Origin of the sequence: Citrobacter sp. Cpo015 (genome assembly GCF_030333035.1) — a bacterium.
Taxonomy (GTDB): domain Bacteria; phylum Pseudomonadota; class Gammaproteobacteria; order Enterobacterales; family Enterobacteriaceae; genus Citrobacter; species Citrobacter portucalensis.
Genome location: NZ_JAOWGS010000031.1, coordinates 111,508 through 137,696, shown reverse-complemented (window position 1 = coordinate 137,696; position 26,189 = coordinate 111,508). Strand labels below are relative to the sequence as shown.

26 protein-coding genes are annotated in these 26,189 nt (G+C 52.5%); 11 read left to right on the top strand and 15 right to left on the bottom strand.

Going from position 1 to position 26,189, the window contains the following annotated elements:
* The first annotated feature begins 16 nt into the window (after window positions 1–16).
* The 7 genes from tdcC (at window position 17) to OGY67_RS11675 (ending at window position 10,183) form a co-directional block, all read left to right on the top strand.
* Window positions 17–1,348 carry a threonine/serine transporter TdcC gene (tdcC, locus tag OGY67_RS11705; protein WP_008785886.1) on the top strand — a complete coding sequence of 444 codons (1,332 nt, stop codon included), beginning with the start codon at window positions 17–19 and terminating at the stop codon, window positions 1,346–1,348.
* Window positions 1,349–1,379: 31 nt separating this feature from the next.
* Entirely contained in the window at window positions 1,380–2,588 is a 1,209-nt protein-coding gene (gene tdcD / locus OGY67_RS11700) for a propionate kinase (RefSeq protein WP_032945082.1), read from the top strand.
* A 28-nt stretch (window positions 2,589–2,616) separates the two neighbouring features.
* Entirely contained in the window at window positions 2,617–4,911 is a 2,295-nt protein-coding gene (gene pflB, locus OGY67_RS11695) for a formate C-acetyltransferase (RefSeq protein WP_043017750.1), read from the top strand.
* Window positions 4,912–4,924: 13 nt separating this feature from the next.
* Window positions 4,925–5,320, top strand: coding sequence for an enamine/imine deaminase (locus OGY67_RS11690; protein ID WP_003024870.1), 396 nt, complete (start codon window positions 4,925–4,927; stop codon window positions 5,318–5,320).
* A gap of 87 nt (window positions 5,321–5,407) precedes the next feature.
* The gene (gene tdcG / locus OGY67_RS11685; protein ID WP_008785882.1) at window positions 5,408–6,772 is read left to right on the top strand and encodes an L-serine ammonia-lyase; all 1,365 of its coding nucleotides are present in this window, start codon (window positions 5,408–5,410) and stop codon (window positions 6,770–6,772) included.
* A 744-nt stretch (window positions 6,773–7,516) separates the two neighbouring features.
* The gene (locus tag OGY67_RS11680; protein WP_020996346.1) at window positions 7,517–8,848 is read left to right on the top strand and encodes an SLC5/6 family protein; all 1,332 of its coding nucleotides are present in this window, start codon (window positions 7,517–7,519) and stop codon (window positions 8,846–8,848) included.
* Between the two features lie 24 nt (window positions 8,849–8,872).
* Window positions 8,873–10,183: an L-cysteine desulfidase family protein gene (locus OGY67_RS11675; RefSeq protein WP_008785880.1), complete on the top strand. Its 1,311-nt coding sequence runs from the start codon at window positions 8,873–8,875 to the stop codon at window positions 10,181–10,183.
* A 54-nt stretch (window positions 10,184–10,237) separates the two neighbouring features.
* On the opposite strand, the gene OGY67_RS11670 is transcribed toward OGY67_RS11675, so the two are convergent.
* Together OGY67_RS11670 and OGY67_RS11665 are read right to left on the bottom strand one after the other, a co-directional pair.
* Complete coding sequence (locus OGY67_RS11670; protein ID WP_003828578.1) at window positions 10,238–10,387, bottom strand: protein YhaL; 150 nt, start codon at window positions 10,385–10,387, stop codon at window positions 10,238–10,240.
* A 26-nt stretch (window positions 10,388–10,413) separates the two neighbouring features.
* A complete protein-coding gene (locus OGY67_RS11665) occupies window positions 10,414–11,115 on the bottom strand; it encodes a pirin family protein (protein WP_060683154.1) in 702 nt (233 codons plus the stop codon).
* A gap of 104 nt (window positions 11,116–11,219) precedes the next feature.
* Between OGY67_RS11665 and yhaJ the strand changes: the two genes are divergently transcribed.
* Complete coding sequence (gene yhaJ / locus OGY67_RS11660) at window positions 11,220–12,116, top strand: DNA-binding transcriptional regulator YhaJ (protein ID WP_003024855.1); 897 nt, start codon at window positions 11,220–11,222, stop codon at window positions 12,114–12,116.
* 108 nt (window positions 12,117–12,224) lie between these two features.
* On the opposite strand, the gene OGY67_RS11655 is transcribed toward yhaJ, so the two are convergent.
* The 11 genes from OGY67_RS11655 to OGY67_RS11605 all read right to left on the bottom strand — a co-directional run bounded on the left by OGY67_RS11655 (window position 12,225) and on the right by OGY67_RS11605 (window position 19,504).
* A complete protein-coding gene (locus tag OGY67_RS11655) occupies window positions 12,225–12,590 on the bottom strand; it encodes a DUF805 domain-containing protein (protein ID WP_008785879.1) in 366 nt (121 codons plus the stop codon).
* Between the two features lie 125 nt (window positions 12,591–12,715).
* On the bottom strand, window positions 12,716–13,702 hold the full coding sequence (gene yqjG / locus OGY67_RS11650; RefSeq protein WP_008785878.1) for a glutathionyl-hydroquinone reductase YqjG: 987 nt from the start codon (window positions 13,700–13,702) through the stop codon (window positions 12,716–12,718).
* A gap of 72 nt (window positions 13,703–13,774) precedes the next feature.
* The gene (locus OGY67_RS11645; RefSeq protein WP_048236819.1) at window positions 13,775–14,167 is read right to left on the bottom strand and encodes a DoxX family protein; all 393 of its coding nucleotides are present in this window, start codon (window positions 14,165–14,167) and stop codon (window positions 13,775–13,777) included.
* Window positions 14,168–14,340: 173 nt separating this feature from the next.
* Window positions 14,341–14,640 carry a YqjK-like family protein gene (locus tag OGY67_RS11640; RefSeq protein WP_003828569.1) on the bottom strand — a complete coding sequence of 100 codons (300 nt, stop codon included), beginning with the start codon at window positions 14,638–14,640 and terminating at the stop codon, window positions 14,341–14,343.
* A complete protein-coding gene (locus OGY67_RS11635) occupies window positions 14,640–15,035 on the bottom strand; it encodes a phage holin family protein (RefSeq protein ID WP_003828567.1) in 396 nt (131 codons plus the stop codon). Before OGY67_RS11635 ends, OGY67_RS11640 begins: the two co-directional genes overlap by 1 nt.
* A gap of 2 nt (window positions 15,036–15,037) precedes the next feature.
* Entirely contained in the window at window positions 15,038–15,343 is a 306-nt protein-coding gene (locus OGY67_RS11630) for an ElaB/YgaM/YqjD family protein (protein ID WP_003024832.1), read from the bottom strand.
* Window positions 15,344–15,376: 33 nt separating this feature from the next.
* Window positions 15,377–15,745, bottom strand: coding sequence for a DUF1090 domain-containing protein (locus OGY67_RS11625; protein WP_103284684.1), 369 nt, complete (start codon window positions 15,743–15,745; stop codon window positions 15,377–15,379).
* 148 nt (window positions 15,746–15,893) lie between these two features.
* A complete protein-coding gene (gene mzrA, locus OGY67_RS11620) occupies window positions 15,894–16,262 on the bottom strand; it encodes an EnvZ/OmpR regulon moderator MzrA (protein ID WP_162623447.1) in 369 nt (122 codons plus the stop codon).
* 18 nt (window positions 16,263–16,280) lie between these two features.
* Window positions 16,281–16,943, bottom strand: a complete 663-nt coding sequence (gene yqjA, locus OGY67_RS11615; RefSeq protein ID WP_003828561.1) for a DedA family general envelope maintenance protein YqjA — start codon at window positions 16,941–16,943, stop codon at window positions 16,281–16,283.
* A gap of 348 nt (window positions 16,944–17,291) precedes the next feature.
* Entirely contained in the window at window positions 17,292–18,068 is a 777-nt protein-coding gene (exuR, locus tag OGY67_RS11610; RefSeq protein ID WP_003828559.1) for a transcriptional regulator ExuR, read from the bottom strand.
* A gap of 134 nt (window positions 18,069–18,202) precedes the next feature.
* Complete coding sequence (locus OGY67_RS11605; RefSeq protein ID WP_048215487.1) at window positions 18,203–19,504, bottom strand: MFS transporter; 1,302 nt, start codon at window positions 19,502–19,504, stop codon at window positions 18,203–18,205.
* Window positions 19,505–19,975: 471 nt separating this feature from the next.
* On the opposite strand from OGY67_RS11605, the gene uxaC reads away from it, so the two are divergent.
* The 3 genes from uxaC to OGY67_RS11590 all read left to right on the top strand — a co-directional run bounded on the left by uxaC (window position 19,976) and on the right by OGY67_RS11590 (window position 23,584).
* The gene (uxaC, locus tag OGY67_RS11600; protein ID WP_003024811.1) at window positions 19,976–21,388 is read left to right on the top strand and encodes a glucuronate isomerase; all 1,413 of its coding nucleotides are present in this window, start codon (window positions 19,976–19,978) and stop codon (window positions 21,386–21,388) included.
* Between the two features lie 15 nt (window positions 21,389–21,403).
* Window positions 21,404–22,891: a UxaA family hydrolase gene (locus OGY67_RS11595; protein ID WP_286573987.1), complete on the top strand. Its 1,488-nt coding sequence runs from the start codon at window positions 21,404–21,406 to the stop codon at window positions 22,889–22,891.
* Window positions 22,892–23,029: 138 nt separating this feature from the next.
* Entirely contained in the window at window positions 23,030–23,584 is a 555-nt protein-coding gene (locus OGY67_RS11590) for a YgjV family protein (RefSeq protein ID WP_008785870.1), read from the top strand.
* A gap of 17 nt (window positions 23,585–23,601) precedes the next feature.
* Here the strand turns inward: OGY67_RS11590 and sstT are convergent, their stop codons facing one another.
* On the bottom strand, window positions 23,602–24,846 hold the full coding sequence (gene sstT, locus OGY67_RS11585) for a serine/threonine transporter SstT (protein WP_286573986.1): 1,245 nt from the start codon (window positions 24,844–24,846) through the stop codon (window positions 23,602–23,604).
* A gap of 242 nt (window positions 24,847–25,088) precedes the next feature.
* Window positions 25,089–26,057, bottom strand: coding sequence for a TerC family protein (locus OGY67_RS11580; protein ID WP_003828551.1), 969 nt, complete (start codon window positions 26,055–26,057; stop codon window positions 25,089–25,091).
* Window positions 26,058–26,189 lie beyond the last annotated feature (132 nt).

Below are 26,189 nucleotides of genomic sequence, written 5' to 3'. Positions count from 1 at the left end.
TCGTTGAGGATAGGATATGAGTACTACTGATAGCATTGTATCCAGCCAGACAAAACAGTCGTCCTGGCGCAAATCGGACACCACCTGGACACTGGGTTTATTTGGTACAGCCATCGGCGCTGGGGTGCTGTTCTTCCCTATCCGCGCAGGTTTTGGCGGACTGATCCCCATTCTGATCATGCTGGTGTTAGCATACCCCATCGCTTTCTATTGCCACCGTGCGCTGGCACGCCTGTGTCTTTCCGGTTCTAACCCTTCCGGCAACATCACAGAAACGGTTGAAGAGCACTTTGGTAAAACGGGCGGCGTGGTTATCACGTTCCTCTACTTCTTTGCGATTTGTCCGCTGCTGTGGATTTATGGCGTCACCATTACCAACACCTTTATGACCTTCTGGGAAAACCAGCTGCAGATGCCCGCGCTGAACCGTGGCTTCGTGGCATTGTTCCTGTTGCTGCTGATGGCATTCGTCATCTGGTTTGGTAAAGATCTGATGGTTAAAGTGATGAGCTACCTGGTATGGCCGTTCATTGCCAGCCTGGTGCTTATCTCTCTGTCACTGATTCCTTACTGGAACTCTGCGGTTATCGATCAGGTTGATATCAGCAATATCGCCCTGACTGGCCATGACGGCATCCTGGTTACCGTATGGCTGGGTATTTCCATCATGGTGTTCTCTTTCAACTTCTCGCCAATCGTTTCTTCCTTCGTCGTCTCTAAACGTGAAGAGTATGAGAAAGATTACGGTCGTGAATTTACCGAGCAGAAGTGTTCCAAAATCATCTCCCGCGCCAGTATGCTGATGGTTGCGGTGGTAATGTTCTTCGCCTTTAGCTGCCTGTTCACGCTCTCTCCGGCAAACATGGCGGATGCGAAAGCGCAAAACATTCCTGTGCTGTCTTACCTGGCAAACCACTTCGCTTCACTGTCCGGTACGAAGTCCACCTTCGCAACTGTTCTGGAGTACGGTGCTTCAATCATCGCCCTGGTTGCTATCTTCAAATCTTTCTTCGGCCACTATCTGGGCACGCTGGAAGGTCTGAACGGTCTGGTGCTGAAGTTTGGTTATAAAGGCGATAAAACGAAAGTTTCTGCCGGCAAACTTAATACCATCAGCATGATCTTCATCATGGGCTCCACCTGGGTTGTGGCTTACGCCAACCCGAACATCCTGGACCTGATTGAAGCAATGGGCGCGCCGATTATTGCCTCTCTGCTCTGCCTGCTGCCGATGTATGCCATTCGTAAAGCGCCATCACTGGCGAAATACCGTGGCCGTCTGGATAACGTGTTTGTTACCGTGATTGGTCTGCTGACCATCCTGAACATCGTCTACAAACTGTTTTAATCCTTAAGCTCAGGATGAGCGGAGTAGTGAAATGAATGAGTTTCCGGTAGTACTGGTTATTAACTGTGGTTCGTCTTCCATTAAATTCTCAGTGCTGGATGCAGCAAACTGTGAAGTTTTAATGGCGGGAATTGCAGACGGTATTAACTCTGAAAATGCGTTCATAGCAATTAATGGGGGAGAGCCAGCTAAGCTGGCTCACCACAGCTACGAAGACGCATTAAAAGCAATTGCCGTTGAACTAGAGAAACGTAATTTAATGGACAGTGTGGCCTTAATTGGCCACCGCATTGCCCACGGCGGAAATATCTTTACCGAATCAGCAATTATTACTGACGAAGTTATCGATAATATTCGTCGGGTATCGCCGCTAGCTCCGTTACATAATTATGCGAACCTGAGTGGGATCGAATCTGCTCAGCACCTTTTCCCAGGCGTGCAGCAGGTGGCGGTATTTGATACCAGCTTCCACCAGACGATGGCCCCAGAAGCCTATCTGTACGGTTTACCATGGAAATATTTTGAGGAGTTGGGCGTTCGTCGTTATGGCTTCCACGGCACGTCGCACCGCTATGTTTCTCAGCGAGCGCATGAGCTTCTCGAGCTGCAACATGATGACTCTGGTCTGGTTGTGGCGCACCTGGGGAACGGCGCGTCAATCTGTGCGGTACGTAATGGACAGAGCGTTGATACCTCTATGGGCATGACGCCGCTGGAAGGGCTGATGATGGGCACACGCAGCGGCGACGTCGATTTCGGCGCGATGGCGTGGATTGCCAGCGAAACCAACCAGACGCTGAGCGACCTTGAGCGCGTAGTGAATAAAGAGTCCGGTTTACTGGGTATTTCCGGTCTGTCCTCTGACTTACGTACGTTAGAAAAAGCCTGGCACGAAGGACATGAGCGTGCGCAGCTGGCGATTAAAACGTTTGTGCATCGTATTGCACGCCATATCGCCGGACATGCCGCATCGCTGCATCGTCTTGATGGGATTATTTTCACCGGCGGAATTGGTGAGAACTCGGTATTAATTCGTCGTCTGGTTATTGAACATCTCGCCGTTTTAGGGGTGAATATCGACAGCGAAATGAATAGCCTGCCAAATTCCCATGGCGAAAGAATTATCTCTAATAAAGATGCTCGTGTTATTTGTGCGGTTATTCCCACAAATGAAGAGAAAATGATTGCGCGTGATGCCATTGCCTTAGGCAAAATTAATACACCAGTAGAATTTGCATAATTAAATTTCAGCAGAGAGATTATTTTTCATGAAGGTAAATATCGATACCAGCGATATGCTGTATGCCGAAGCCTGGAATGGCTTTAAAGGTACGGACTGGAAAGAAGAAATTAATGTCCGTGATTTTATTCAGCACAACTATACGCCTTATGAAGGGGATGAATCTTTCCTCGCCGAAGCAACGCCTGCGACCACTGCATTGTGGGAAAAAGTTATGGCGGGCATCCGTATTGAAAACTCGACGCACGCGCCGGTTGATTTCGATACCAATATTGCGACCACGATAACCGCGCATGACGCCGGTTATATTGAACAAGAACTGGAAAAAATCGTCGGTCTACAAACGGATAAGCCGCTCAAGCGTGCTCTGCATCCGTTTGGCGGCATCAATATGATCAAAAGCTCTTTTGATGCTTATGGTCGTGAGATGGATGCTGATTTTGAATACCAGTTTACTGAACTGCGTAAAACCCATAACCAGGGCGTATTCGACGCCTACTCTCCGGATATGCTGCGCTGCCGTAAATCCGGCGTGCTGACCGGCCTGCCGGATGGTTACGGTCGTGGTCGTATCATCGGTGATTATCGCCGCGTCGCGCTGTACGGTATCCGCTATCTGGTGCGTGAGCGTGAACTGCAGTTTGCCGATCTCCAGTCGAACCTGGAGTGGGGCCAGAATCTTGAAGCCACGATTCGTCTTCGCGAAGAGCTGTCTGAACACCGTCGCGCCCTGCTGCAAATGCAGGAAATGGCGGCGAAATACGGCTGCGATATCTCCCGTCCGGCGCGTAATGCGCAGGAAGCGGTGCAGTGGGTGTATTTTGCTTACCTGGCTGCGGTGAAATCGCAGAACGGTGGCGCTATGTCGCTGGGCCGTACCGCATCGTTCCTCGACATCTACATTGAGCGCGACTTCAAAGCGGGAATTTTAAACGAGCAGCAGGCGCAGGAGCTGATCGACCACTTCATTATGAAGATCCGTATGGTGCGCTTCCTGCGTACGCCGGAATTCGACACCCTGTTCTCAGGCGACCCAATCTGGGCGACCGAAGTTATCGGCGGTATGGGACTGGATGGCCGCACGCTGGTGACCAAAAACTCGTTCCGCTATCTGCATACGCTGCACACCATGGGCCCGGCACCTGAGCCGAACCTGACGGTGCTGTGGTCTGAGCAGCTACCGATAGCCTTCAAAAAGTACGCCGCCCAGGTGTCTATCATCACCTCGTCTTTGCAGTATGAAAACGACGATCTGATGCGTGCCGACTTTGACAGCGATGACTATGCCATTGCCTGCTGCGTCAGCCCGATGGTTATCGGCAAGCAAATGCAGTTCTTCGGGGCACGTGCCAACCTCGCCAAAACGTTGCTGTATGCAATCAACGGCGGCGTGGATGAGAAGCTGAAAATCCAGGTCGGGCCGAAAACGGCACCGCTGATGGATGACGTGCTGGACTACGACACGGTGATGGAGAGCCTGGACCACTTTATGGACTGGCTGGCCGTGCAGTACATCAGCGCGCTGAACATCATCCACTACATGCACGACAAGTACAGCTACGAAGCTTCGCTGATGGCGCTGCACGATCGTGATGTCTATCGCACGATGGCCTGTGGTATGGCGGGTCTGTCCGTGGCGGCGGATTCTCTGTCGGCTATCAAATACGCTCGCGTGAAACCGATTCGTGATGAAAATGGTCTGGCAGTTGATTTCGAAATCGAAGGCGACTATCCGCAATACGGCAACAACGACGAGCGCGTAGACAGCATTGCCTGCGACCTGGTCGAACGCTTTATGAAGAAAATTAAGGTGTTGCCAACCTACCGTAACGCGGTGCCGACGCAGTCCATTCTGACCATTACCTCCAACGTGGTGTACGGACAGAAAACCGGTAATACGCCGGACGGACGTCGCGCAGGTACGCCGTTTGCGCCAGGGGCGAACCCGATGCACGGCCGCGATCGTAAAGGTGCGGTGGCGTCGTTAACCTCGGTTGCCAAACTGCCGTTCACCTATGCCAAAGACGGTATCTCGTACACCTTCTCCATTGTGCCGGCAGCGCTGGGCAAAGAGGATGGAGTGCGTAAAACCAACCTGGTCGGTCTGCTGGACGGTTACTTCCACCATGAAGCACATGTGGAAGGTGGTCAGCATCTGAACGTTAACGTTATGAACCGTGAAATGTTGATGGATGCCATTGAGCACCCGGAAAACTATCCGAACCTGACGATCCGCGTGTCTGGTTATGCGGTGCGCTTCAACGCGCTGACCCGCGAACAGCAGCAGGATGTTATTTCACGTACTTTCACCCAGGCGCTCTGACGCCGGAGGGACTATGAGAAAAGTAATTGCAACCGAATGTGCGCCAGGGGCGATTGGGCCTTACGTACAGGGTGTGGATCTGGGCAGCATGGTGTTGACGTCAGGTCAAATCCCGGTATGTCCACAGACCGGTGAAGTGGCTGAAAACGTGTCCGATCAGGCGCGTCAAAGCCTGGAAAACGTGAAAGCGATCGTCGAGTCCGCAGGTTTGAAAGTGAGCGATATCGTGAAGACGACCGTTTTCGTTTCTGACCTGAACGACTTCGCCACCATTAATCAGGTGTACCAGCAGTTCTTTGATGAGCATAAGGCAATTTACCCTACGCGCAGCTGCGTACAGGTCGCCCGCTTACCAAAGGATGTGAAGCTGGAGATTGAAGCCATCGCCGTACGTGGCGACACGCTGTAATCCCTTGCGGGGCGATCTCAGGATCGCCCCGATCCTTAATGAGTGTGAAACCTGGTCTTCACTGAACGGCAATCCGAGGGTGTGGATATGATTAGCGCATTCGATATTTTTAAGATTGGCATTGGACCTTCCAGCTCCCATACCGTGGGGCCAATGAACGCAGGTAAAAGCTTTATCGATCTGTTGGTCAGCAGCGGGGAACTTCCCAAGGCTACGCATATTGTGGTCGATCTTTATGGATCACTTTCCCTGACCGGAAAAGGTCATGCGACAGATGTCGCCATCATGATGGGACTGGCCGGTAACAGTCCGCAAAACGTTAATATAGATTCAATCGCTGGTTTTACTCAGGAAGTGGCCCGTACCGGACGTTTACCGGTTGCAGAGGGCACGCATATTGTCGATTTCTCCCCAGACAAAAATATCCTCTTTCACGCCGAAACGCTGCCGCGCCATGAAAATGGCATGCGTATCACCGCATGGAACGGCACCGAGACGCTATTAAGCAAAACCTATTACTCCGTCGGCGGTGGTTTTATCGTTGAAGAGGAGCAATTTGGTCAGGCGCATGATGTTGAAGCACACGTGCCCTACAATTTTCATTCCGCCAGCGAACTGCTGAAACTGTGCGAGCGCAACGGGCTATCCGTTTCCGGTCTGATGATGCAGAACGAACTGGCGATGCGTAGCAAAGAAGAAATCGATGCTGGTTTTGCCGCCATCTGGGACGTCATGCACGCCGGCATTGAGCGTGGCATGAACACCGAAGGCGTCCTGCCGGGTCCATTGAACGTCCCGCGCCGCGCCGTGGCATTACGCCGGTTGCTGGTTTCCAGCGATAACCTGTCCAGCGACCCGATGAACGTTATTGACTGGATCAACATGTTCGCGCTGGCCGTGAGCGAAGAAAACGCCGCCGGGTGCCGGGTTGTTACGGCACCGACCAACGGCGCATGTGGAATTATCCCTGCCGTATTGGCCTATTACGACAAGTTCCGCCGTCCGGTGAATGCAAACTCCATTGCCCGCTACTTGCTGGCCGCGGGGGCGATAGGGGCGCTGTATAAGATGAACGCCTCTATTTCTGGTGCCGAAGTCGGCTGTCAGGGTGAAATTGGCGTAGCCTGTTCAATGGCGGCAGCCGGGCTGACCGAGTTGCTCGGCGGTAGCCCGTCGCAGGTTTGTATTGCGGCGGAAATCGCCATGGAGCATAACCTGGGGCTGACCTGCGATCCGGTTGCTGGACAGGTGCAAATACCTTGCATTGAGCGTAATGCGATCAACGCGGTAAAAGCCGTCAACGCCGCACGCATGGCGCTACGTCGCACATCTGAGCCACGCGTTTCGCTCGATAAAGTGATCGAGACCATGTATGAAACGGGCAAAGATATGAACGACAAATACCGCGAAACGTCACGCGGTGGTCTGGCGATTAAAGTGGTCTGTACCTGAGATGAAAGGGTGCGTTTGTAGGCCGGATAAGGCGTAAGCGCCGCCATCCGGCAATGAATTCATCAATACGGCATGATAAAAAAGTGCACTTTGGTGTAATACCTCTCAGCTAAGTATGTATGGTGAGTATGTGATTCTTGCTCAGGGTTCCGTTCACCTCAGCGGTGTCATCTCTCTGAAACGCCGTTACCCGTGAACGTGCAAGGGAGGCTCACCGCCGCCTCCCTTGCATCCCGGGCTCCCGGCGGGAAAATCGTCGCTGCGCGAGCTATTCGTCTTATTCCGTCTGCCTGTCGGGTCGGGGCCGAGCCTGCATCCATGCAGGCCGTCCCCTCTGCCCGCATCCCTGCGGGCAGTCCCGGTCAGCCGTCAACGCCTCATCGATTTTCAGCCGGACCGGGGTCATCGCTTCAACCCTCTGACTTCCAGTTAAATCTGTTTTGCTGTTTTAACAAAAAACGTAGAAGGTGAGGTGTTAACTGATCAGCATTAGCACTTTAGCGCGCATTTTTTGTTGTGATCTGCTTCAAAAATGGAATTTAAATCCTACATAAGCATATAAAATAGAAAATATTTCTTAACTTTTAGAAATTACAGGGGTTTGTTTGTGAAGTTTTTCTCTGATCCTGCGCGTATGATTTCTTCATTACTCCAATAGCTCACCTGCACCTAAGTACTGCGTATCGCATTGATGCAGTACGAAAAAAATATAAAAACCTCTACCTACACATTGAGCGGGAAATTATGGAAACGGCAACGAATAGTAGCGTAATACTCGACGCATCTGCTCCGGCACGTCGGGCGGGAATGACCGAAAGCGAATGGCGTGAAGCCATTAAGTTCGACAGCACGGACACCGGCTGGGTCATTATGAGTATCGGTATGGCAATTGGCGCGGGGATTGTTTTTCTTCCTGTCCAGGTAGGATTGATGGGGCTGTGGGTGTTCTTGCTCTCCTCTATCATCGGCTACCCAGCCATGTACCTGTTCCAGCGCCTGTTTATCAACACGCTGGCTGAGTCCCCAGAGTGTAAAGACTACCCGAGCGTGATCAGCGGCTATCTGGGTAAGAACTGGGGCATCCTGTTAGGTGCGTTGTATTTTGTGATGCTGGTTATCTGGATGTTCGTTTATTCCACCGCCATCACCAATGACAGCGCCTCCTATCTGCACACGTTTGGTGTGACGGAAGGTTTACTGTCCGACAGCCCGTTCTATGGCCTGGTACTGATTTGCATCCTGGTGGCTATCTCGTCACGCGGGGAACAAATGCTGTTTAAAATCTCCACCGGCATGGTAATGACCAAGCTGCTGGTTGTGGCAGCGCTTGGCGTGTCGATGGTAGGGATGTGGCATCTGCATAACGCGGGTTCACTGCCGCCGATGGCGCTGCTGATCAAAAATGCGATCATCACTCTGCCGTTTACGCTGACCTCTATTCTGTTTATTCAGACCTTAAGCCCGATGGTTATCTCATACCGTTCACGCAACAAATCCATCGAAGTGGCGCGCCATAAAGCCCTGCGTGCCATGAACATCGCGTTCGGTATTCTGTTTGTTACCGTCTTTTTCTACGCCGTTTCCTTCACGTTGGCGATGGGCCACGACGAAGCGGTTAAAGCTTATGAGCAGAACATTTCCGCTCTGGCGATTGCCGCGCAATTTATCAATGGTGCGGGTGCTGGCTGGGTGAAAATCGTCAGCGTTATTCTGAACATTTTCGCCGTTATGACCGCTTTCTTCGGTGTCTACTTAGGTTTCCGTGAAGCGACTCAAGGGATCGTGATGAACATTCTGCGCCGCTATATGCCGGCTGAGAAAATCAACGAAACCTTTGTTCAGCGCGGCATTATGATTTTTGCCATCCTGCTGGCCTGGAGCGCAATTGTGCTCAACGCGCCGGTGCTGAGCTTCACCTCTATTTGTAGCCCTATCTTCGGCATGGTGGGTTGTCTGATCCCGGCCTGGCTGGTCTACAAAGTTCCTGCACTGCACAAATACAAAGGCGCTTCCCTGTATCTGATTATTTTCACGGGCCTGCTGTTGTGCGTTTCTCCGTTCCTGGCATTTTCCTGAGATATTTGAGCAAAGGTTGTTGTTATGTTTGAGACTACATTGAATCCATTATGGGATAGTTTTATCCGCGCGGTGCAGGAAGAAGTTAAGCCTGCGTTGGGCTGTACAGAACCTATCTCTCTGGCTCTGGCGGCGGCGGTTGCATCCTCTGAGCTGGACGGCGCGGTTGAACGCATTGACGCGTGGGTCTCACCGAACCTGATGAAAAACGGCATGGGCGTTACCGTGCCGGGTACCGGAATGGTCGGGTTACCTGTCGCGGCGGCGCTGGGTGCGCTGGGGGGAAATGCCCGTGCCGGTTTAGAGGTACTGAAAGATGCGTCACCACAAGCGATCGCCGATGCGAAAGCGATGCTGAGCGCTGGCAAGGTTGCGGTGATGCTGCAGGAGCCTTGCGAGGACATCCTCTTTTCCCGCGCGAAGGTTTACAGCGCTGAAGGATGGGCGTGCGTGACGATTGTGGGCGGTCATACCAACATTGTGCACATCGAGACCAATAAGGGCGTAGTGTTCACCACAGAACAGAATGCTCAGGAAGAGGAACAGGAGTCGCCGCTGGCGGTACTGTCTCACACCTCGCTGGAAGAGATTCTGGCGTTCGTGAACGCGGTACCGTTTGAGTCAATCCGCTTCATTCTCGATGCGGCAAAACTGAACGGTGCGCTGTCTCAGGAAGGGCTGCGCGGTAACTGGGGTTTGCACATCGGAACCACGCTTGAGAAGCAGTGTGCGCGTGGCCTGCTGGCGAACGATCTCTCCACCTCTATTCTGATCCGCACCAGTGCGGCATCGGATGCGCGAATGGGCGGGGCGACGCTGCCGGCCATGAGCAACTCCGGCTCCGGTAATCAGGGCATTACCGCGACTGTTCCGGTGATGGTGGTGGCTGAGCACTTTGGCGCGGATGAGGAGAAACTGGCACGTGCGCTAATGTTGTCTCATCTGAGCGCTATCTACATCCATCATCAGCTTCCGCGTTTGTCTGCACTGTGTGCGGCAACTACGGCGGCGATGGGGGCAGCTGCGGGGATGGCATGGATCGTAGATGGTCGCTACAACACCATCGCGATGGCGATCAGCAGCATGATTGGTGACGTGAGCGGAATGATATGCGATGGCGCTTCAAACAGCTGCGCGATGAAAGTCTCAACCAGTGCTTCCGCGGCGTGGAAAGCGGTACTGATGGCGCTGGATGATACTGCTGTAACCGGCAACGAAGGGATTGTGGCGCATAACGTGGAACAATCTATCGCTAACCTGTGCGCGCTGGCATGTCGTTCGATGCAGGAAACCGACAAGCAGATTATTGAGATCATGGCCAGTAAGGCACATTAATCTGTAGGCCGGGTAAGCCGTTGGCGCCACCCGGCATAAGTCTAAGCCGCCTGTTCAGGCGGCTTCTTCGTCTTCCAGCCGTAGTTCGGCATCGGCCACAATCGCTTCCAGCTCTGTCAGCATTTCTTCATAGCCGAAGGTAACTGTTTCCTGTTTTTTCGGCTCAACCTGAGGCTGGCGTTTTTTTGATGATTTCTTGCTCAATAGTCGTACTCCATTGTTTTCCCTGACTATACGGGCAAATCTATCAGCAAAGCGCGCAGCGGGGTATCGGCGACTAACGTTATGTTAGTTTCGTCACGAATAAATGCCCCATCGCCACAGGTGAGCGCTTCTTTTTCGGCGCCAGACGTCACCGCATGGAATCTGCCGTGAATCGACTGTAAATAAGCCCGCGGCCCATGTAACTGAAAACTCAACGATTCACCTTGCTGCAGCTCAACGTGGTGCACCCATACCTGTTGGCGCAGATGCAGGCTGCCTTGTTCACCGTCCGGCGAGGCCAGCAGCTGATGCTTACCGGTGCTCAGCGTGGCTTTCTGTACACAGGCGTTTTCACGCTGCGGGCAGGCGTCCAGCCAGAGCTGCATCCGGGTTAACGGTTTGTCTTTGCTGATATTGTGTTCGCTATAGCTAATCCCGGGCTGTGTCGCGAGCAGCAAAACTTCACCTGCTTTGGCCTTGATATGGTTGCCTTCGCTGTCTCGGTACTCCGCTTCCCCTTCGAGGATCAGATTGACGATATCCACCTTCGGATAGGTCCGTGGCTGGAAAGAGGCCCCCGGTGCCAGAACTTCCTGGTTCAGAACACGCAGCGAGGCATAACCCAGCAGTTTAGGATCAAAATAGTGTCCAAAGGAGAAGGTATAACGGGCCTGCAGCCAGCCGTAGTCTGCTTGCCCGCATTGTTTGGCTGTACGGGTAGTAATCATAGTTCTTGACCTCTCTTTACTTCCTTTTATGTTAAATGGCTAGACGCTGCATTGTTAGCCAGATATTCTGCCCGGTATGTTCAAATTTCCTGAATGAGAACGAGATGGCCAAAGAAAGGGCTTTAACGCTTGAAGCGTTACGCGTCATGGACGCAATAGACAGACGCGGTAGTTTTGCTGCTGCGGCAGACGAACTGGGACGCGTTCCTTCCGCACTTAGCTATACCATGCAGAAGCTGGAGGAAGAGCTGGACGTGGTGCTGTTTGACCGCTCAGGCCACCGCACAAAATTCACTAACGTTGGGCGTATGTTGCTGGAGCGCGGGCGCGTACTGCTGGAAGCTGCGGATAAACTGACTACCGATGCCGAAGCATTGGCTCGCGGTTGGGAAACGCATCTGACTATCGTTACCGAAGCGCTGGTGCCGACGGCGGCGTTTTTCCCGCTGATCGACAGGCTTGCCGGGAAGGCCAATACCCAGCTTTCCGTTATTACCGAAGTTCTGGCCGGGGCGTGGGAGCGTCTTGAGCAGGGGCGGGCGGATATCGTGATTGCGCCGGATATGCATTTTCGCTCATCCTCAGAAATCAACTCGCGCAAGCTGTACTCGCTGATGAACGTCTATGTAGCGGCCCCGGATCATCCCATTCATCAGGAGCCGGAACCGTTATCGGAAGTCACCCGCGTTAAATACCGTGGGATCGCGGTGGCGGATACCGCCCGTGAACGTCCGGTGCTGACGGTTCAACTGCTTGATAAGCAGCCGCGTCTGACGGTGAGTACGATAGAAGATAAACGTCAGGCGCTGTTGGCAGGACTTGGCGTGGCGACGATGCCGTACCCGCTGGTGGAAGAGGATATTGCGGCTGGTCGGCTGCGGGTCGTTAGTCCGGAATCGACAAGCGAGATAGATATTATTATGGCCTGGCGTCGTGACAGCATGGGCGAGGCGAAATCCTGGTGTCTGCGGGAAATCCCCAAGCTGTTTGCGGGTAAATAGCCTGACTGTTACGCCGGATGCGGTGCGAAGCACCTTATCCGGCCTGGAAGACGGAGTATGTTGTAGGCCTGATAAGCGCAGCGCCATCAGGCATCTACATATGCTACGTCAGGATAACTGTTTGGGATCGGGCCCGAAGCGGTTACTCCCCTGAGTACCGTTTTGGCAGTTGAAAATGATGATCACCAGCCAGCCTACGATCGGGATCAGCAGCACCAGTAGCCACCAGGCTGAACGATCGGTGTCATGTAAACGCCGGAACTGTACCGCCCACCACGGAATAAAGACCAGAACCCCGTAAATCGTCGTTAATATGCCTTCTCCACCGGCGCGCTCCCAGCCAAACATTCTGTCCAGAATACCCAGCACGAATGTGAAGATGATGTTGACCAGCACAAACATCCAGTATTCTTTACGACGCGCGCGGCCACCAAAACCAAAGTAATTCTTTAATACGTTTAAATACCAATCCATTTTTGCCTCATTCTGCATTCAATTACTTGTTTTTAAAGTAATCAAATTAAGAATAGCTGTGAATGAAATGATGGTAAATATTTACGGTATTAATTATTTAGCCCCCAAATGGGGGCCTGTGTAAATCATGCGAAACGCTCGTCACGCCCATGAGGTTCGTTGAGGTCCTGCCACGGCCCAACAGAAATAATGCCGGTCGGGTTAATGGTTTTGTGGCTACGGAAGTAGTGATTGCGGATATGATCGAAATTGACGGTTTCCGCAATACCCGGCATCTGGTAGATATCACGCAGGAAACCGTACAGGTTCAGATAGTCGCTAATCCGGTGTTTGTCGCACTTGAAGTGGGTGACATACACGGGATCAAAGCGTACCAGCGTGGTCCACAGGCGAATGTCGGCCTCGGTTAACTGGTCGCCGGTCAGGTAGCGATGTTGCCCAAGGATCTGCTCCAGCCGTGCCAGAGATTGAAAGACGTTATCCACGGCGTCGTCGTAGGCTTCCTGACTGGTGGCAAATCCGGCTTTATACACGCCGTTATTAACGTTGTCATAAATCCAGCCGTTCAGCTCGTCGATTTTGCTTTGCAGGGCAGGGGGATAGTAATCTCCGGCTTTCGCGCCCAGCGCATCAAACGCGGTGTTAAACATGCGGATGATTTCTGCAGATTCGTTGCTGACAATAGTGTGGTTCTTTTTATCCCACAGCACCGGAACGGTGACCCGACCGCTGTAGTGCGGATCGGCGTGTAAATAGAGCTGATAAAGAAATTCGTGCTGATACAGGGTATCGCCAGTTGCCGCCGGGAAGTTATCGTCAAAGGTCCAGCCGTTTTCCAGCATCAGCGGATGCACAACAGAAACGGAAATAAACGGTTCCAGCCCTTTGAGTTTGCGCAAAATCAGCGTGCGATGCGCCCACGGACAGGCCAGAGAAACGTACAGATGATAGCGGTCTTTTTCGGCAGCAAAGCCACCTTCACCGGTCGGGCCAGGCGCGCCATCCGCGGTGAGCCAGTTACGGAAAGCCGATGCAGAACGTTGAAATTTTCCACCGGTTGATTTGGTATCGTACCAGGTGTCATGCCAGACGCCGTCAATCAGTTGTCCCATGATTTTCGCCTCCTCAGATAGCAAAAGCGAGGAGATATCTCCTCGCTTTTTGATGTGTTCAGTATAGTTTGATTACCACTTTTTATTCAGCACGCGGTCAATACTAAATGCGCCTGGACCGGTGATAGCCAGCAGCAGGAAACCGCCTGCGATGGTCAGGTTTTTCATGAACATCAGAGAGTTCACACCTTCCGCAAAATTGCTGTGGAAGAGGAACGCCGTCAGCAATGTGAAGCCTGCGGTGAACAGCGCGGTTGTACGGGTCAGGAAACCGAACAGAATTGCCAGACCGCCGCCAAACTCAAGCAGAATCACCAGCGGCAGCATAAATCCTGGGACGCCCATGGCTTCCATGTACTGTTGGGTACCCGCATATCCGGTGATTTTTCCCCAACCTGCGGTAATAAACAGGATTGGCATCAGAACGCGCGCTACCAGTACACCTACATCTTCTAATTTCTTCATCATACTCTCCAGGAAACCACTCAGGCGGCTTATTGTGTTTTTTTGTGCATCGACGCTGCAGAGCGCGTCGTTGCTGTCGATGGAGAGAATCATAAACGTGCTTAATGAGAATTGTTAGCAAGGAAAACTGTCAGTATTTTTCAAAAATTTTGAGGTTGGGGGTAAGGAAAGGATTAGCCGCGCAGTTGCTGCTGTCTGATGGTTGATTTCACCAAACGCCAGATGCTCCAGACGCTAAAGCCGCGCTTAGCCCAGCGTACCAGCAGATTCGGGTTGCGGATGGTGCGAACCGCCATAATACTGCTCCCGACCAACACCCAGCCACGCAGGTTCAGTAGCGTCTTCCAGCCACGATCGTAGACCTCGGTGGCTTCCAGCCAGTCGCGGCGAGTCGCAGACAGATCCAGCCGTTGCTGCTGGATCTGTCCAAGCAGTTGCGCCTTACGCTTTTGACGTTCGACTTTGCTGCTCATTATGCATCATCCTCCAGGGCTTGCCTGTCATTAGCGAGTTCCTGGCGTGTATGGCGTAGCAGCGTTGTTTTGCGTGCTTTACGCAGCGTCCATATCCCGCCAATCAGCGCTAACAGCAACAGCACAACGGTGGTGGCAATCATGGCGTTCAGGCGGTATTGAGGGTCAATGGCCCAGATGATAAGCACCATCAGGCTCATCAGGCCAAACGCCGCGAACAGCATAGTCAGCCCAAGCATCAGCAGGATCTGGATGAGATTGGCTTTTTCCTCTTCCAGCTCAACGACGGCCAGCCGCAGCCGTGTTTCTACGATCTCAACGAGAATCGTCAGGATCCGCTGTCCAATACCCAGTACGCCTTTGCCTGGACCTTGTGCGTGTTGAGAATCAGCCATTGTTAACGGCGCGACAGCAGTACACCAAGCACCACACCGACTGCAGCGCCAATGCCGACGCCTGTCCATGGGTTTTCGCGCACGTAGTTATCGGCTTTAGCCGCGGCCTCACGGGTCTGTTTGGCAATTACATCGCTGGTTTCACTCAGACGATGGCGGCTCTCGCGCAGCGCATGTTCGGCTTTGCTGCGAATTTTACTCATCTCTTCCTTCGACTTATCGCCAGAGGAGCTAAGTACTTCTTCAAGCGTATCCGCAAGAGATTTCAGCTCAGCGCGCAGGTTTTCCGTAGCATTATCTTTCGACATAGTTTTCTCCAGTTGAGTGGCTAGTTACCGTACTTAGTAATCGCGGGTCTCGAGTTCTTTTAGCTCTTGCTGAGCTTCAGCAAGCTTGTGTTCGCGCTTTGCGATTTTTTCCGCATCGCCTTTTTGCTTAGCTTCGGCTAAGTCACGTTGACGCTCGGCAATCTCATTTTTCTGCTCGGCGATTTTTTTCTGATGGTTGGCGCGCAGTTTGCTGTCAGTACAGTTTGCTCTGACTTCGCTCAGTGCTTTGTTCAGCCCATTGATACGGCTCTGATTGTTGTGTTTTTCGGCATAGCTAATCTCCCGCTGAATGTCTTGTTCTTTTTCCTGACAGAGGGTGGTGGCGTAGCTGCCGGCACTGAGAGCGAAAAGGCTAATTGCCAAAGCGATGCGGTATTTCATTCTTGAACCTTCCATTGTGATTCGACCTCGTCGTTTAGGGTCGATGCTCCAGAATAATAAAGCGTTGGGTCATAAACCCAGTTTATTAATCATAGGCGCTAAACGGTGAAATCACCAAAGTGAGTGATCTAATTCAGATTCCTGGAAATTAACCAAAACGGTGTGGGGTCTCACGTAAGCGGGATAACCACTGAACCGCCTGATTATTATCATCCTGCTGAGCGATAACGAAACCGTGCGGTAACGTTCGATCCAGTACGACCTTCGCCGCTGCGCTCTGTGCACTGGAATCAAAGGTAATCAGCAGGGCGTCATTTTGCGGAGTGATGCTTTTAAAACGAATGCCGTTGGCATCCAGGTGATGCCAGATAGAGAAGCCATCAGGCATGCTGGCTCCCTGGTTTACGGCACGAATGGCAAGCGTTGACTCCTGCTGGCGAATGACCGACCAGGTCAGGAGCAACGCGCCGATGAACAACATAAAAGTGGTGGACCAGGCAAGTCGTCGGAGCGTTATGCATGATTTCAGCATAATTTACCCTCGGTTCCCGTATTTCTTTTTCCAAAGAACAACCAGTGAACCTGCCAGACCAAACACCAGTAACACCACAGGAAGCAGCATCAGGCAAGACATCAGCTGATCTTCATATTTGAGAAACACCGGTGTTTTGCCCAGCAGATAGCCCAGCGATGTGAGAATAAGGACCCAAAGCAGTCCGCTCATCCAGTTGAAGAACTGAAAGCGCGCATTGTTCAGGCCGGACAATCCTGCGATGGTCGGCAGTAATGTTCTGACAAACGCGATAAAGCGACCGACCAGCAGCGCAGACAAGCCATGCTTATGGAACAGATGATGCGCACGCTGATGGTAATGTGCAGGAAGATGAGATAACCAGTTTTGCACTGTGCGGGTATTGCCCAACCATCGACCTTGTATATAGCTGAGCCAGCAACCGAGGCTGGCTGCGGTGGTGAGTAGTAGCACCGTTTGCGGAAAACCCATTGCGCCTTTGGCAATAAGTACGCCGACCAGTACCAGCAAACTGTCGCCAGGTAAAAAGGCTGCTGGCAGCAGTCCGTTTTCCAGAAACAAAATGGTAAAGAGTACAAAATAGAGCATGCCAATCATGGAAGGATTGGCCAGCGTTTCAAAATCCTGAGCCCATAAAGCATTTAGTAATTGAGTCAGTAGTTCCATTCAATATTCCTGGAGAATCGGTTGTCGTCATGCCGGTTTTCTGGTTTTTGTAACACCACGATTTTATTAATATTTTTTACATGACTCGCGGTTTGATACAAATTCACGGCCTGAACTATTCCCTGTAAAGTTGTGAAGTTAGCAAGCTCTTAAACACAAAAATTCAAACAGCATCTAATTGTAACAAAGGTCAACGTAGTCCGTTATAGAAATTACGGTTGTTGAACTGTGATTTTGCTTATCGCAATGGAGGGTGGCGAGAGGATTTACACAGGCTGACATTTTATACCTAATGCTTACCAAGTGTCAGAAACAGGCGCGTGGTCGCGCCTGCATTGATAAGATTGTTTATTTTGCGCTGTTAGCCGCTGTATCGAGGTGAACGACCGGATTTTCGGTAAATAGATAACGGTCCGCATTGAACTCAAAATCATCGCTGGTTTCGTTAAACAGCATCTGCTTCGTGTTCTCAAGATGCTGCCACATCGCCAGTTTGGCGGCATGAGGATCTTTGCGAATCAGCGCCCGAAGGATCTGGTCATGGTCATCACACCAGTTATCAACCGTGCGCAGGTCGATGTGGTCGTGCAGTTTCTTCCAGTAGGGGTTATGAATGCGCTGAGTCCACATTTTTTCAACAATCGCGGCCAGAGCCGAGTTCTGCGTTGCCAGGGCGACCTGCACATGGAACTGGAGATCCCACTCGGAGTCACGAAAGCTTTTTTCGTTTCGTGATTTCTCCTGAATCTCCATCAGCTTCATGATGTCCTGTTTGGTCACCTGGGTGGCAGCAAACTCGGCAATGTTACTCTCAATGAGCTGACGCGCCTGGAGCAGCTCGAAAGGACCGTAGCTGGCAAATTCCAGGTTTTCATCTGGCGCAACATAATGTCTGGGTTGGTTGGAAATGACGTGGATCCCCGATCCTTTGCGCACCTCAACGTAACCCTCTACCTCGAGCATGATAATTGCTTCACGAACCACGGTACGGCTGACATTTTTTTCATCGGCGATAAAGCGCTCGGCAGGGAGTTTGTCACCCACCAGATAGACGCCTTGCTCAATGCGTTCTTTCAGATCAGCTGCAAGTTGTTGGTACAAACGTCGTGGTTCGGTGATTTCCATATGCGCTCCAGGCATGATACGGCAGACTATATTTGTTATACCACTTTTGCGATTACTGCTCCACTCGCGGCGATAAAAAAGCCGCCAGATGACTGGCGGCTTCGCATTATATACCCTTGATGAAAAACAGCGGGTTAATTTTGCGGAGCGGGATCGCCAGTCTGTGATCCCGAGTCGACCTCGCTGGCCGATTTGTTTTGCAAGACCGTCCAGATAACGAGTGCGCCGAGCAGGTCGAAGACCGCCAGTACGGCGAACAGCGGGCTAAAGCCGATAGTGTCAGCCAGTGCGCCAACAACCAGTGCAAACAGCGTACTTGCAAGCCAGGCGGACATACCGGTCAGGCCGTTTGCCGTTGCCACTTCATTACGACCAAATACGTCAGAAGAAAGCGTAATCAGAGCACCGGACAGCGCCTGGTGAGCAAAGCCGCCAACGCACAGCAGGGCGATAGCAATGTACGGGCTGGTGAACAGACCAATCATCCCTGGGCCAATCATCAGCAATGCGCCCATGGTGACGACCATTTTACGTGAAACGATCAGGTTAACGCCGAACCAGCGCTGGAACAGCGGCGGTAAGTAGCCCCCAACGATACAGCCCAGGTCAGCAAACAGCATCGGCATCCAGGCAAACATCGCAATCTCTTTCAGGTTAAAGCCGTAGACTTTAAACATGAACAGCGGGATCCAGGCGTTGAAGGTACCCCAGGCCGGCTCTGCCAGGAAACGCGGCAGTGCGATGCCCCAGAACTGGCGGTTACGCAGGATCTGACCGAGCGACATTTTTTTCGAGGTGTTGTTTTTATGCTGTGATTCCTGACCATTCAGAATGTAATCACGTTCTTCATCAGACAGCTTTTTCTGGTCGCGCGGGTGTTTGTAGAACACAAGCCAGCACATCGCCCAGATGAAGCTCAGCGCACCGGAAATAATGAATGCCATCTGCCAGCTGTGCATGACGATTGCCCAGACGACCAGCGGCGGAGCAATCATCGCACCGATAGAAGAGCCGACGTTAAAGTACCCAACGGCAATTGAACGTTCTTTTGCCGGGAACCACTCAGAACTGGCTTTCAAACCCGCAGGGATCATTGCGGCTTCAGCGGCACCTACCGCGCCACGCGCCAGCGCCAGTCCACCCCAACTGCCAGCCAGTGCGGTCGCGCCACAGAAGACGGCCCACAGAACGGCGAACATCGCGTAACCAACTTTTGTGCCGAGCACATCGAGCACGTAGCCGGCAACGGGTTGCATTACGGTGTAAGCAGCAGAATACGCTGCGATGATATAGGAATACTGTTGAGTGGAGATGTGTAACTCTTCCATCAGAGTTGGCGCAGCTGCCGCCACAGTGTTACGTGTCAGGTAACCCAGCACGGTGCCAAGCGTCACCAGTGCAATCATGTACCAACGTAACCCTTTAATTTTACGCATGTAAAACCTCATCGTTTTGTTATGTCCGCGAACGAGCGGTCATCTTCCAGTTCAGGGCGGAGGATGTTCTTTTACGAGGGGGGACCGAAAAAAAGCCGGTACTCCCCGAACTTTGCCATGTCAATAATTGTGCTAATTCGGTTTCCGTACCGGTCAATCCGATGGTTATACATCGGTAATTTGCATTCCGTCGGCTTATGTATCGCGACGGCCAAAAGATAACTTGTCATACAGCTTTAAAAGGTGAGTGCCATCACAAAAGCGTGAATCTTCGTGTGGTCATTATTTCGATTCAGCAAAGCCAGCACTGGCGCGGCTTGACGCGTGATTTACCTCTTTGAGAGTAATTTTTTTGTCACCATTTGTTGATCTAACTCACGAAAATATCTTCAGTGCATGGAAATTGGTGTGATAACTTTGTCAACATCAAAACATAAGCAATCTGACGCACTCGTTGAGAGGAAGACGATAATGACCCCGTTTATGACTGAAGATTTCCTGCTGGACACCGAATTTGCCCGCCGTCTGTACCATGATTACGCCAAAGACCAGCCGATCTTCGATTACCACTGCCATTTACCACCGCAACAAATCGCTGAAAACTACCGTTTTAATAACCTGTATGACATCTGGCTGAAGGGTGATCACTACAAATGGCGTGCGATGCGTACCAACGGCGTCGCTGAGCGCTTGTGTACCGGCGATGCGTCCGATCGCGAGAAGTTTGACGCATGGGCCGCCACGGTTCCGCACACTATCGGTAACCCGCTGTACCACTGGACCCACCTCGAATTACGTCGCCCGTTTGGTATTACAGGTAAGCTGCTTTCTCCTGCGACTGCTGATGAAATCTGGAACCAATGCAACGAGCTGCTGGCGCAGGATAAATTCTCCGCGCGCGGCATCATGCAGCAGATGAATGTGAAAATGGTCGGCACTACCGATGACCCGATCGACTCTCTGGAGCATCATGCGGCCGTTGCTAAAGACGGAAGCTTTGATGTGAAAGTGCTGCCGAGCTGGCGTCCGGATAAAGCCTTTAACATTGAGCTGGCGACCTTTAATGACTACATGGCGAAGCTCGGTGAAGTGTCTGACACGGATATCCGCCGATTCAGCGATCTGCAAGCTGCACTGACCAAACGTCTGGATCACTTCGCGGCTCACGGCTGTAAAGTTTCTGACCACGCGCTGGACGTGGTGCTGTTTGCCGAATCTAACGAATCTGAACTGGATAGCATTCTGGCGCGTCGCCTGGCGGGTGAAACCCTGAGTGAGCATGAAGTTGCCCAGTTTAAAACTGCCGTGCTGGTGTTCCTTGGTGCGGAATATGCTCGTCGCGAATGGGTACAGCAGTACCACATCGGCGCGCTGCGTAATAACAACCTGCGCCAGTTCAAACTGTTGGGCGCGGATGTTGGCTTCGACTCCATCAATGACCGTCCGATGGCTGAAGAACTGTCCAAACTGCTGAGCAAGCAGAACGAACAGAACCTGCTGCCGAAAACCATTCTCTACTGCCTGAACCCGCGTGATAACGAAGTGCTGGGCACCATGATCGGCAACTTCCAGGGCGAAGGTATGCCGGGCAAGATGCAGTTCGGTTCCGGTTGGTGGTTCAACGATCAGAAAGACGGGATGGAACGTCAGATGACGCAGCTGGCCCAGCTCGGCCTGCTGAGCCGTTTCGTCGGCATGCTGACCGATAGCCGTAGCTTCCTGTCATACACGCGCCATGAATACTTCCGTCGCATTCTGTGCCAGATGATTGGCCGTTGGGTTGCTGCAGGTGAAGCACCGGCAGATATCCAGTTGCTGGGTGAAATGGTCAGAAATATTTGCTTTAACAATGCGCGTGATTACTTCGCCATTGAACTGAACTAAGGCCCGGGTGAAGGTATGCAATACATCAAGATCCATGCGCTGGATAACGTCGCGGTAGCGCTCGCTGATTTGGCTGAAGGAACCGAAGTCACCGTTGATGGGCAGGCGGTAACCCTGCGTCAGGCGGTCTCTCGTGGCCATAAATTCGCTTTACGCGATATTGCGAAAGGCGAAAACGTCATTAAATACGGTTTGCCAATTGGCCATACGCTGGTGGACGTTGCGGCGGGTGAGCATATTCATGCTCACAACACGCGCACTAATCTGAGCGACCTGGACACGTATAGCTACCACCCTGATTTTCAGGCGGAAGTTGCACAACCGGCGGATCGTGATGTGCAGATCTACCGTCGTGCCAACGGGGAAGTTGGCGTGCGCAACGAACTGTGGATCCTACCGACGGTAGGCTGTGTTAACGCCATGGCGCGCCAGATGCAGAACCGTTTTCTGAAAGAGACTAACGACGCCGAAGGAATCGACGGCGTGCATCTCTTCAGCCACACCTACGGCTGTTCACAGCTCGGCGACGACCACATTAACACCCGCACCATGCTGCAAAACATGGTGCGTCACCCGAATGCGGGTGCGGTGCTTGTGGTTGGCCTTGGTTGTGAAAACAACCAGGTTGATGCCTTCCGCGAAACCTTAGGCGAGTACGATCCTGAGCGCGTTCACTTCATGGTCTGCCAACATCAGGAAGACGAAGTGGAAGCGGGGATTGAACATCTTCACCAGTTGTACAACGTGATGCGTAACGATAAGCGTGAGCCGGGTAAGCTGGGCGAGCTGAAGTTTGGTCTGGAATGCGGCGGCTCTGACGGCCTGTCTGGTATTACCGCCAACCCGATGCTGGGTCGTTTTTCTGACTACGTGATTGCCAACGGCGGCACCACCGTACTGACCGAAGTACCGGAAATGTTCGGCGCCGAGCAACTGCTGATGGACCACTGCCGCGATGAAGAAACCTTTGGCAAGCTGGTCACCATGGTCAATGACTTCAAGCAGTACTTCATTGCTCACGACCAGCCGATCTACGAGAACCCATCGCCGGGCAACAAAGCGGGCGGTATCACCACGCTGGAAGATAAATCTCTCGGCTGCACGCAAAAAGCAGGCTCCAGCCAGGTAGTGGACGTACTGCGCTACGGCGAACGTCTGAAGACGCATGGTCTGAACCTGCTGAGCGCACCGGGTAACGATGCGGTGGCGACCAGTGCCCTGGCGGGCGCGGGCTGTCATATGGTGCTGTTCAGTACCGGTCGCGGTACACCTTACGGTGGTTTTGTGCCGACGGTGAAAATTGCCACCAACAGCGAGCTGGCGGCGAAGAAAAAGCACTGGATCGATTTTGACGCTGGACAGTTGATCCATGGTAAAGCGATGCCGCAGTTACTGGAAGAATTTGTCGATACCATCGTCGAGTTCGCCAACGGCAAGCAAACCTGCAACGAGCGGAATGATTTTAGAGAGTTAGCGATATTTAAAAGCGGCGTAACGTTGTAGCAAATACCTGATGGTACCTGCATGCAGGTCTGCGCAAACCGTAGGCCTGATAAGCGCAGCGCCATCAGGCACAAACCGTTGCCGGATGGCGGCGAACTCGCCTAATCCGGCCTACGAGATAGAATTGGGGTTGCTTGCATGACCGCGTATTGGCTGGCCCAGGGCGTAGGTGTCATCGCCTTTCTGATCGGTATTACCACCTTTTTCAATCGCGATGAGCGCCGGTTCCGGCTGCAACTCGCCGTCTATAGCGCCACCATCGGCGTGCATTTTTTCCTGATGGGGGCCTGGCCTGCGGGAATGAGCGCAGAACTCAACACCATCCGCACACTTGTCTCAATGCATACCCGCAAACTGTGGGTAATGACCGTTTTTATTGTCCTCACCCTGGTTCTCGGACTGGCGAAATTACAGCATGCGATGGAGCTGTTGCCGATAATTGGCACGCTGGCCAGCACCTGGGCGCTGTTCCGCTGCAAGGGGTTAACCGTGCGCTGCGTCATGTGGTGCGCAACTGCCTGTTGGGTTATCCATAATTTCTGGCTGGGATCGATTGGTGGGACGATGATCGAAGGGAGTTTTCTGGTGATGAACGGCCTGAACATTATTCGCTTCAGGCGGATGCAAAAACGCGGAATTGATCCGTTCAAAATTGAAAAAAGCGTACAAGAAGAGAACCCCTCCGCCCGATGACGGAGGGGGGACAGCGATTAGCCGCGCAGGGCGCTATTTGCCAGACGTTCGTCTTCAGCCTGGCAGGCCGCAGCGGTAAACAGGACGTCTGTAGAAGAGTTCAACGCCGTTTCACATGAGTCCTGCAATACGCCGATGATAAAGCCAACGGCAACAACCTGCATGGCGATGTCATTCGGGATACCGAACATGTTGCACGCCAGCGGGATCAGCAGCAGAGAACCGCCCGCCACGCCCGATGCACCACAGGCACACAGCGAAGCCACCACGCTCAGTAACAGCGCCGTCGGTAAATCAACCGGAACACCCAGCGTATTCACCGCCGCCAGCGTCAGTACGGTAATGGTGATCGCCGCGCCAGCCATATTGATGGTGGCACCCAGCGGAATAGACACCGAATAGGTATCACGATCCAGATTCAGCTTCTCACACAGTGCCATGTTCACCGGAATATTTGCTGCCGAACTGCGGGTAAAGAAGGCATACACGCCGCTTTCACGCAGACAGGCCAGCACCAGCGGGTACGGGTTACGGCGAATTTTCCAGAAGACCAGCAGCGGGTTAACCACAAATGCCACCAGCAGCATACAGCCTACCAGTACGGTCAGCAGTTGGGCGTAGCCCCAAAGCGTTGCGAAACCGGTGGTTGCCAGCGTGGAGGAGACCAGACCAAAGATACCGATTGGCGCGAAACGAATCACCAGTTTCACCATAAAGGTGACGGCGTTGGACATATCATTGACCAGATTTTTGGTCGTTTCATTACCGTGGCGCAGTGCAAAGCCCAGACCAACGGCCCATACCAGAATACCGATATAGTTAGCGTTAAGCAGGGCATCAACTGGGTTAGAAACCATGCTCATCAGCAGGCCGCGCATCACTTCAACAATCCCGGACGGCGGTACGATATCCCCCGCGCTGCTGGAAAGATGCAGTGTTGATGGGAAAGCAAAGCTGAAGACAACGGCGGTTAATGCCGCTGAAAATGTTCCGAGCAGGTAGAGGAACAGAATGGGGCGGATATTGGTTTTTTGCCCGTGCTGGTGGTTGGCGATAGAAGCCATCACCAGCATCAGAACCAGAATTGGCGCGACGGCTTTTAATGCGCCGACGAACAGCGTACCCAGCAAACCAACGGCTTCAGCCGCAGGTTTTGACACCAGTGCCAGTAAAATCCCCAGTACCAAACCGATCAAAATTTGTTTAACCAGGCTCCCTTGCGCCAAACGCGAGAGTAGCCCCGATGAACGTTGCGTAGTCATGTAGTGATCCTTTCATTGTGTTGTTGCCTTACCTTTGTGCGTTCTGTTGACGCATCTTTCAGGATCGGGCAAATGTTTGCATGGCTGAGTATAAGGAAAGAACGCGGTTCGGGAAGCGAAATATCCTGGATTCCGCGTTGAGATCATATTTTATAACTTTAACTTAACATTATTTTGACATGATAAACAAAAAGCCCGACGCACGCAGTGTGCTGTCGGGCTTTTCAGCTAGCAGATGAAACTTACTGTATTTGCTGCTTTTTATCGTGCTGGTGGTTGACCCAAGCGTTCACAATCAGCGTCACAAACAGAATGCCAAATACCACGCCTAACGAGATAGCGATCGGGATATGGTAGAAATCGACGATCAGCATCTTAATACCGATAAACACCAGAATGACCGACAAGCCGTACTTCAGCATGGAGAAACGCTCCGCCACGCCCGCCAGCAGGAAGTACATCGCACGCAGACCCAAAATAGCAAACAGGTTCGAGGTCAGCACGATGAACGGGTCGGTGGTCACGGCAAAGATAGCCGGAATACTGTCGACGGCGAAAATCACATCGCTCAGCTCAACCAGAATCAACACCAGCATCAGCGGCGTAACAAACAGCAGGCCGTTTTTACGCACGAAGAATTTTTCATCTTCGATGGTATCGGTCATGCGCAAATGACCGCGCAGCCAGCGTACTAACGGTCTGTCGCCAATACCGGAGGCATCTTCTTTCGCCAGCGCCATCTTCACGCCGGTAAACAACAGGAACGCGCCGAACACGTATAACAGCCACTCAAACTGGGTGATAAGCCAGCTGCCCGCGAAGATCATGATCGTACGCAGCACAATCGCACCCAGCACGCCATACACCAGTACCCGACGCTGCAACGCAGGCGGTACGGAGAAGTAGCTGAACAGCATCAACCAGACAAAGACGTTATCTACCGCCAGCGATTTTTCGATCAAATAGCCGGTCAGGAACGCCAGCGCCTGTGGGTCGGCAACGGCGCGCCCCTGGGTTTCCGCCAGGTACCACCAGAAGGCGGCGTTAAACAGTAACGACAGCGTTACCCAGACGATAGACCAGGCTGCAGCCTGCTTCATTGACATCGTATGCGCGCCACGACGACCCTGTAACAGCAGGTCGATGGCCAGCATAATTACCACTACGACAGCGAAGCCACCCCATAACAACGGTGTGCCGACAGTATTCATTGTATTTCCCCATGCATAAAAAAAACGGCCAACGCCGAATGACGTTAGCCGCTGCTTTTTATGCATAGACCTTGCCATTCGGCAAGGTCTCACTTACAACAACAAAGGAATACGGTGGCGTATTCCTTTGTT

Excerpts from the sequence above, each read along its gene's own strand:
- tdcC (WP_008785886.1), top strand. The coding sequence starts at position 17 with ATGAGTACTACTGATAGCATTGTATCCAGCCAGACAAAACAGTCGTCC.
- tdcD (WP_032945082.1), top strand. The coding sequence starts at position 1,380 with ATGAATGAGTTTCCGGTAGTACTGGTTATTAACTGTGGTTCGTCTTCC.
- pflB (WP_043017750.1), top strand. The coding sequence starts at position 2,617 with ATGAAGGTAAATATCGATACCAGCGATATGCTGTATGCCGAAGCCTGG.
- OGY67_RS11690 (WP_003024870.1), top strand. The coding sequence starts at position 4,925 with ATGAGAAAAGTAATTGCAACCGAATGTGCGCCAGGGGCGATTGGGCCT.
- tdcG (WP_008785882.1), top strand. The coding sequence starts at position 5,408 with ATGATTAGCGCATTCGATATTTTTAAGATTGGCATTGGACCTTCCAGC.
- OGY67_RS11680 (WP_020996346.1), top strand. The coding sequence starts at position 7,517 with ATGGAAACGGCAACGAATAGTAGCGTAATACTCGACGCATCTGCTCCG.
- OGY67_RS11675 (WP_008785880.1), top strand. The coding sequence starts at position 8,873 with ATGTTTGAGACTACATTGAATCCATTATGGGATAGTTTTATCCGCGCG.
- OGY67_RS11665 (WP_060683154.1), bottom strand. The coding sequence starts at position 11,115 with ATGATTACTACCCGTACAGCCAAACAATGCGGGCAAGCAGACTACGGC.
- yhaJ (WP_003024855.1), top strand. The coding sequence starts at position 11,220 with ATGGCCAAAGAAAGGGCTTTAACGCTTGAAGCGTTACGCGTCATGGAC.
- OGY67_RS11655 (WP_008785879.1), bottom strand. The coding sequence starts at position 12,590 with ATGGATTGGTATTTAAACGTATTAAAGAATTACTTTGGTTTTGGTGGC.
- yqjG (WP_008785878.1), bottom strand. The coding sequence starts at position 13,702 with ATGGGACAACTGATTGACGGCGTCTGGCATGACACCTGGTACGATACC.
- OGY67_RS11645 (WP_048236819.1), bottom strand. The coding sequence starts at position 14,167 with ATGAAGAAATTAGAAGATGTAGGTGTACTGGTAGCGCGCGTTCTGATG.
- OGY67_RS11640 (WP_003828569.1), bottom strand. The coding sequence starts at position 14,640 with ATGAGCAGCAAAGTCGAACGTCAAAAGCGTAAGGCGCAACTGCTTGGA.
- OGY67_RS11635 (WP_003828567.1), bottom strand. The coding sequence starts at position 15,035 with ATGGCTGATTCTCAACACGCACAAGGTCCAGGCAAAGGCGTACTGGGT.
- OGY67_RS11630 (WP_003024832.1), bottom strand. The coding sequence starts at position 15,343 with ATGTCGAAAGATAATGCTACGGAAAACCTGCGCGCTGAGCTGAAATCT.
- OGY67_RS11625 (WP_103284684.1), bottom strand. The coding sequence starts at position 15,745 with ATGAAATACCGCATCGCTTTGGCAATTAGCCTTTTCGCTCTCAGTGCC.
- yqjA (WP_003828561.1), bottom strand. The coding sequence starts at position 16,943 with ATGGAACTACTGACTCAATTACTAAATGCTTTATGGGCTCAGGATTTT.
- exuR (WP_003828559.1), bottom strand. The coding sequence starts at position 18,068 with ATGGAAATCACCGAACCACGACGTTTGTACCAACAACTTGCAGCTGAT.
- OGY67_RS11605 (WP_048215487.1), bottom strand. The coding sequence starts at position 19,504 with ATGCGTAAAATTAAAGGGTTACGTTGGTACATGATTGCACTGGTGACG.
- uxaC (WP_003024811.1), top strand. The coding sequence starts at position 19,976 with ATGACCCCGTTTATGACTGAAGATTTCCTGCTGGACACCGAATTTGCC.
- OGY67_RS11595 (WP_286573987.1), top strand. The coding sequence starts at position 21,404 with ATGCAATACATCAAGATCCATGCGCTGGATAACGTCGCGGTAGCGCTC.
- OGY67_RS11590 (WP_008785870.1), top strand. The coding sequence starts at position 23,030 with ATGACCGCGTATTGGCTGGCCCAGGGCGTAGGTGTCATCGCCTTTCTG.
- sstT (WP_286573986.1), bottom strand. The coding sequence starts at position 24,846 with ATGACTACGCAACGTTCATCGGGGCTACTCTCGCGTTTGGCGCAAGGG.
- OGY67_RS11580 (WP_003828551.1), bottom strand. The coding sequence starts at position 26,057 with ATGAATACTGTCGGCACACCGTTGTTATGGGGTGGCTTCGCTGTCGTA.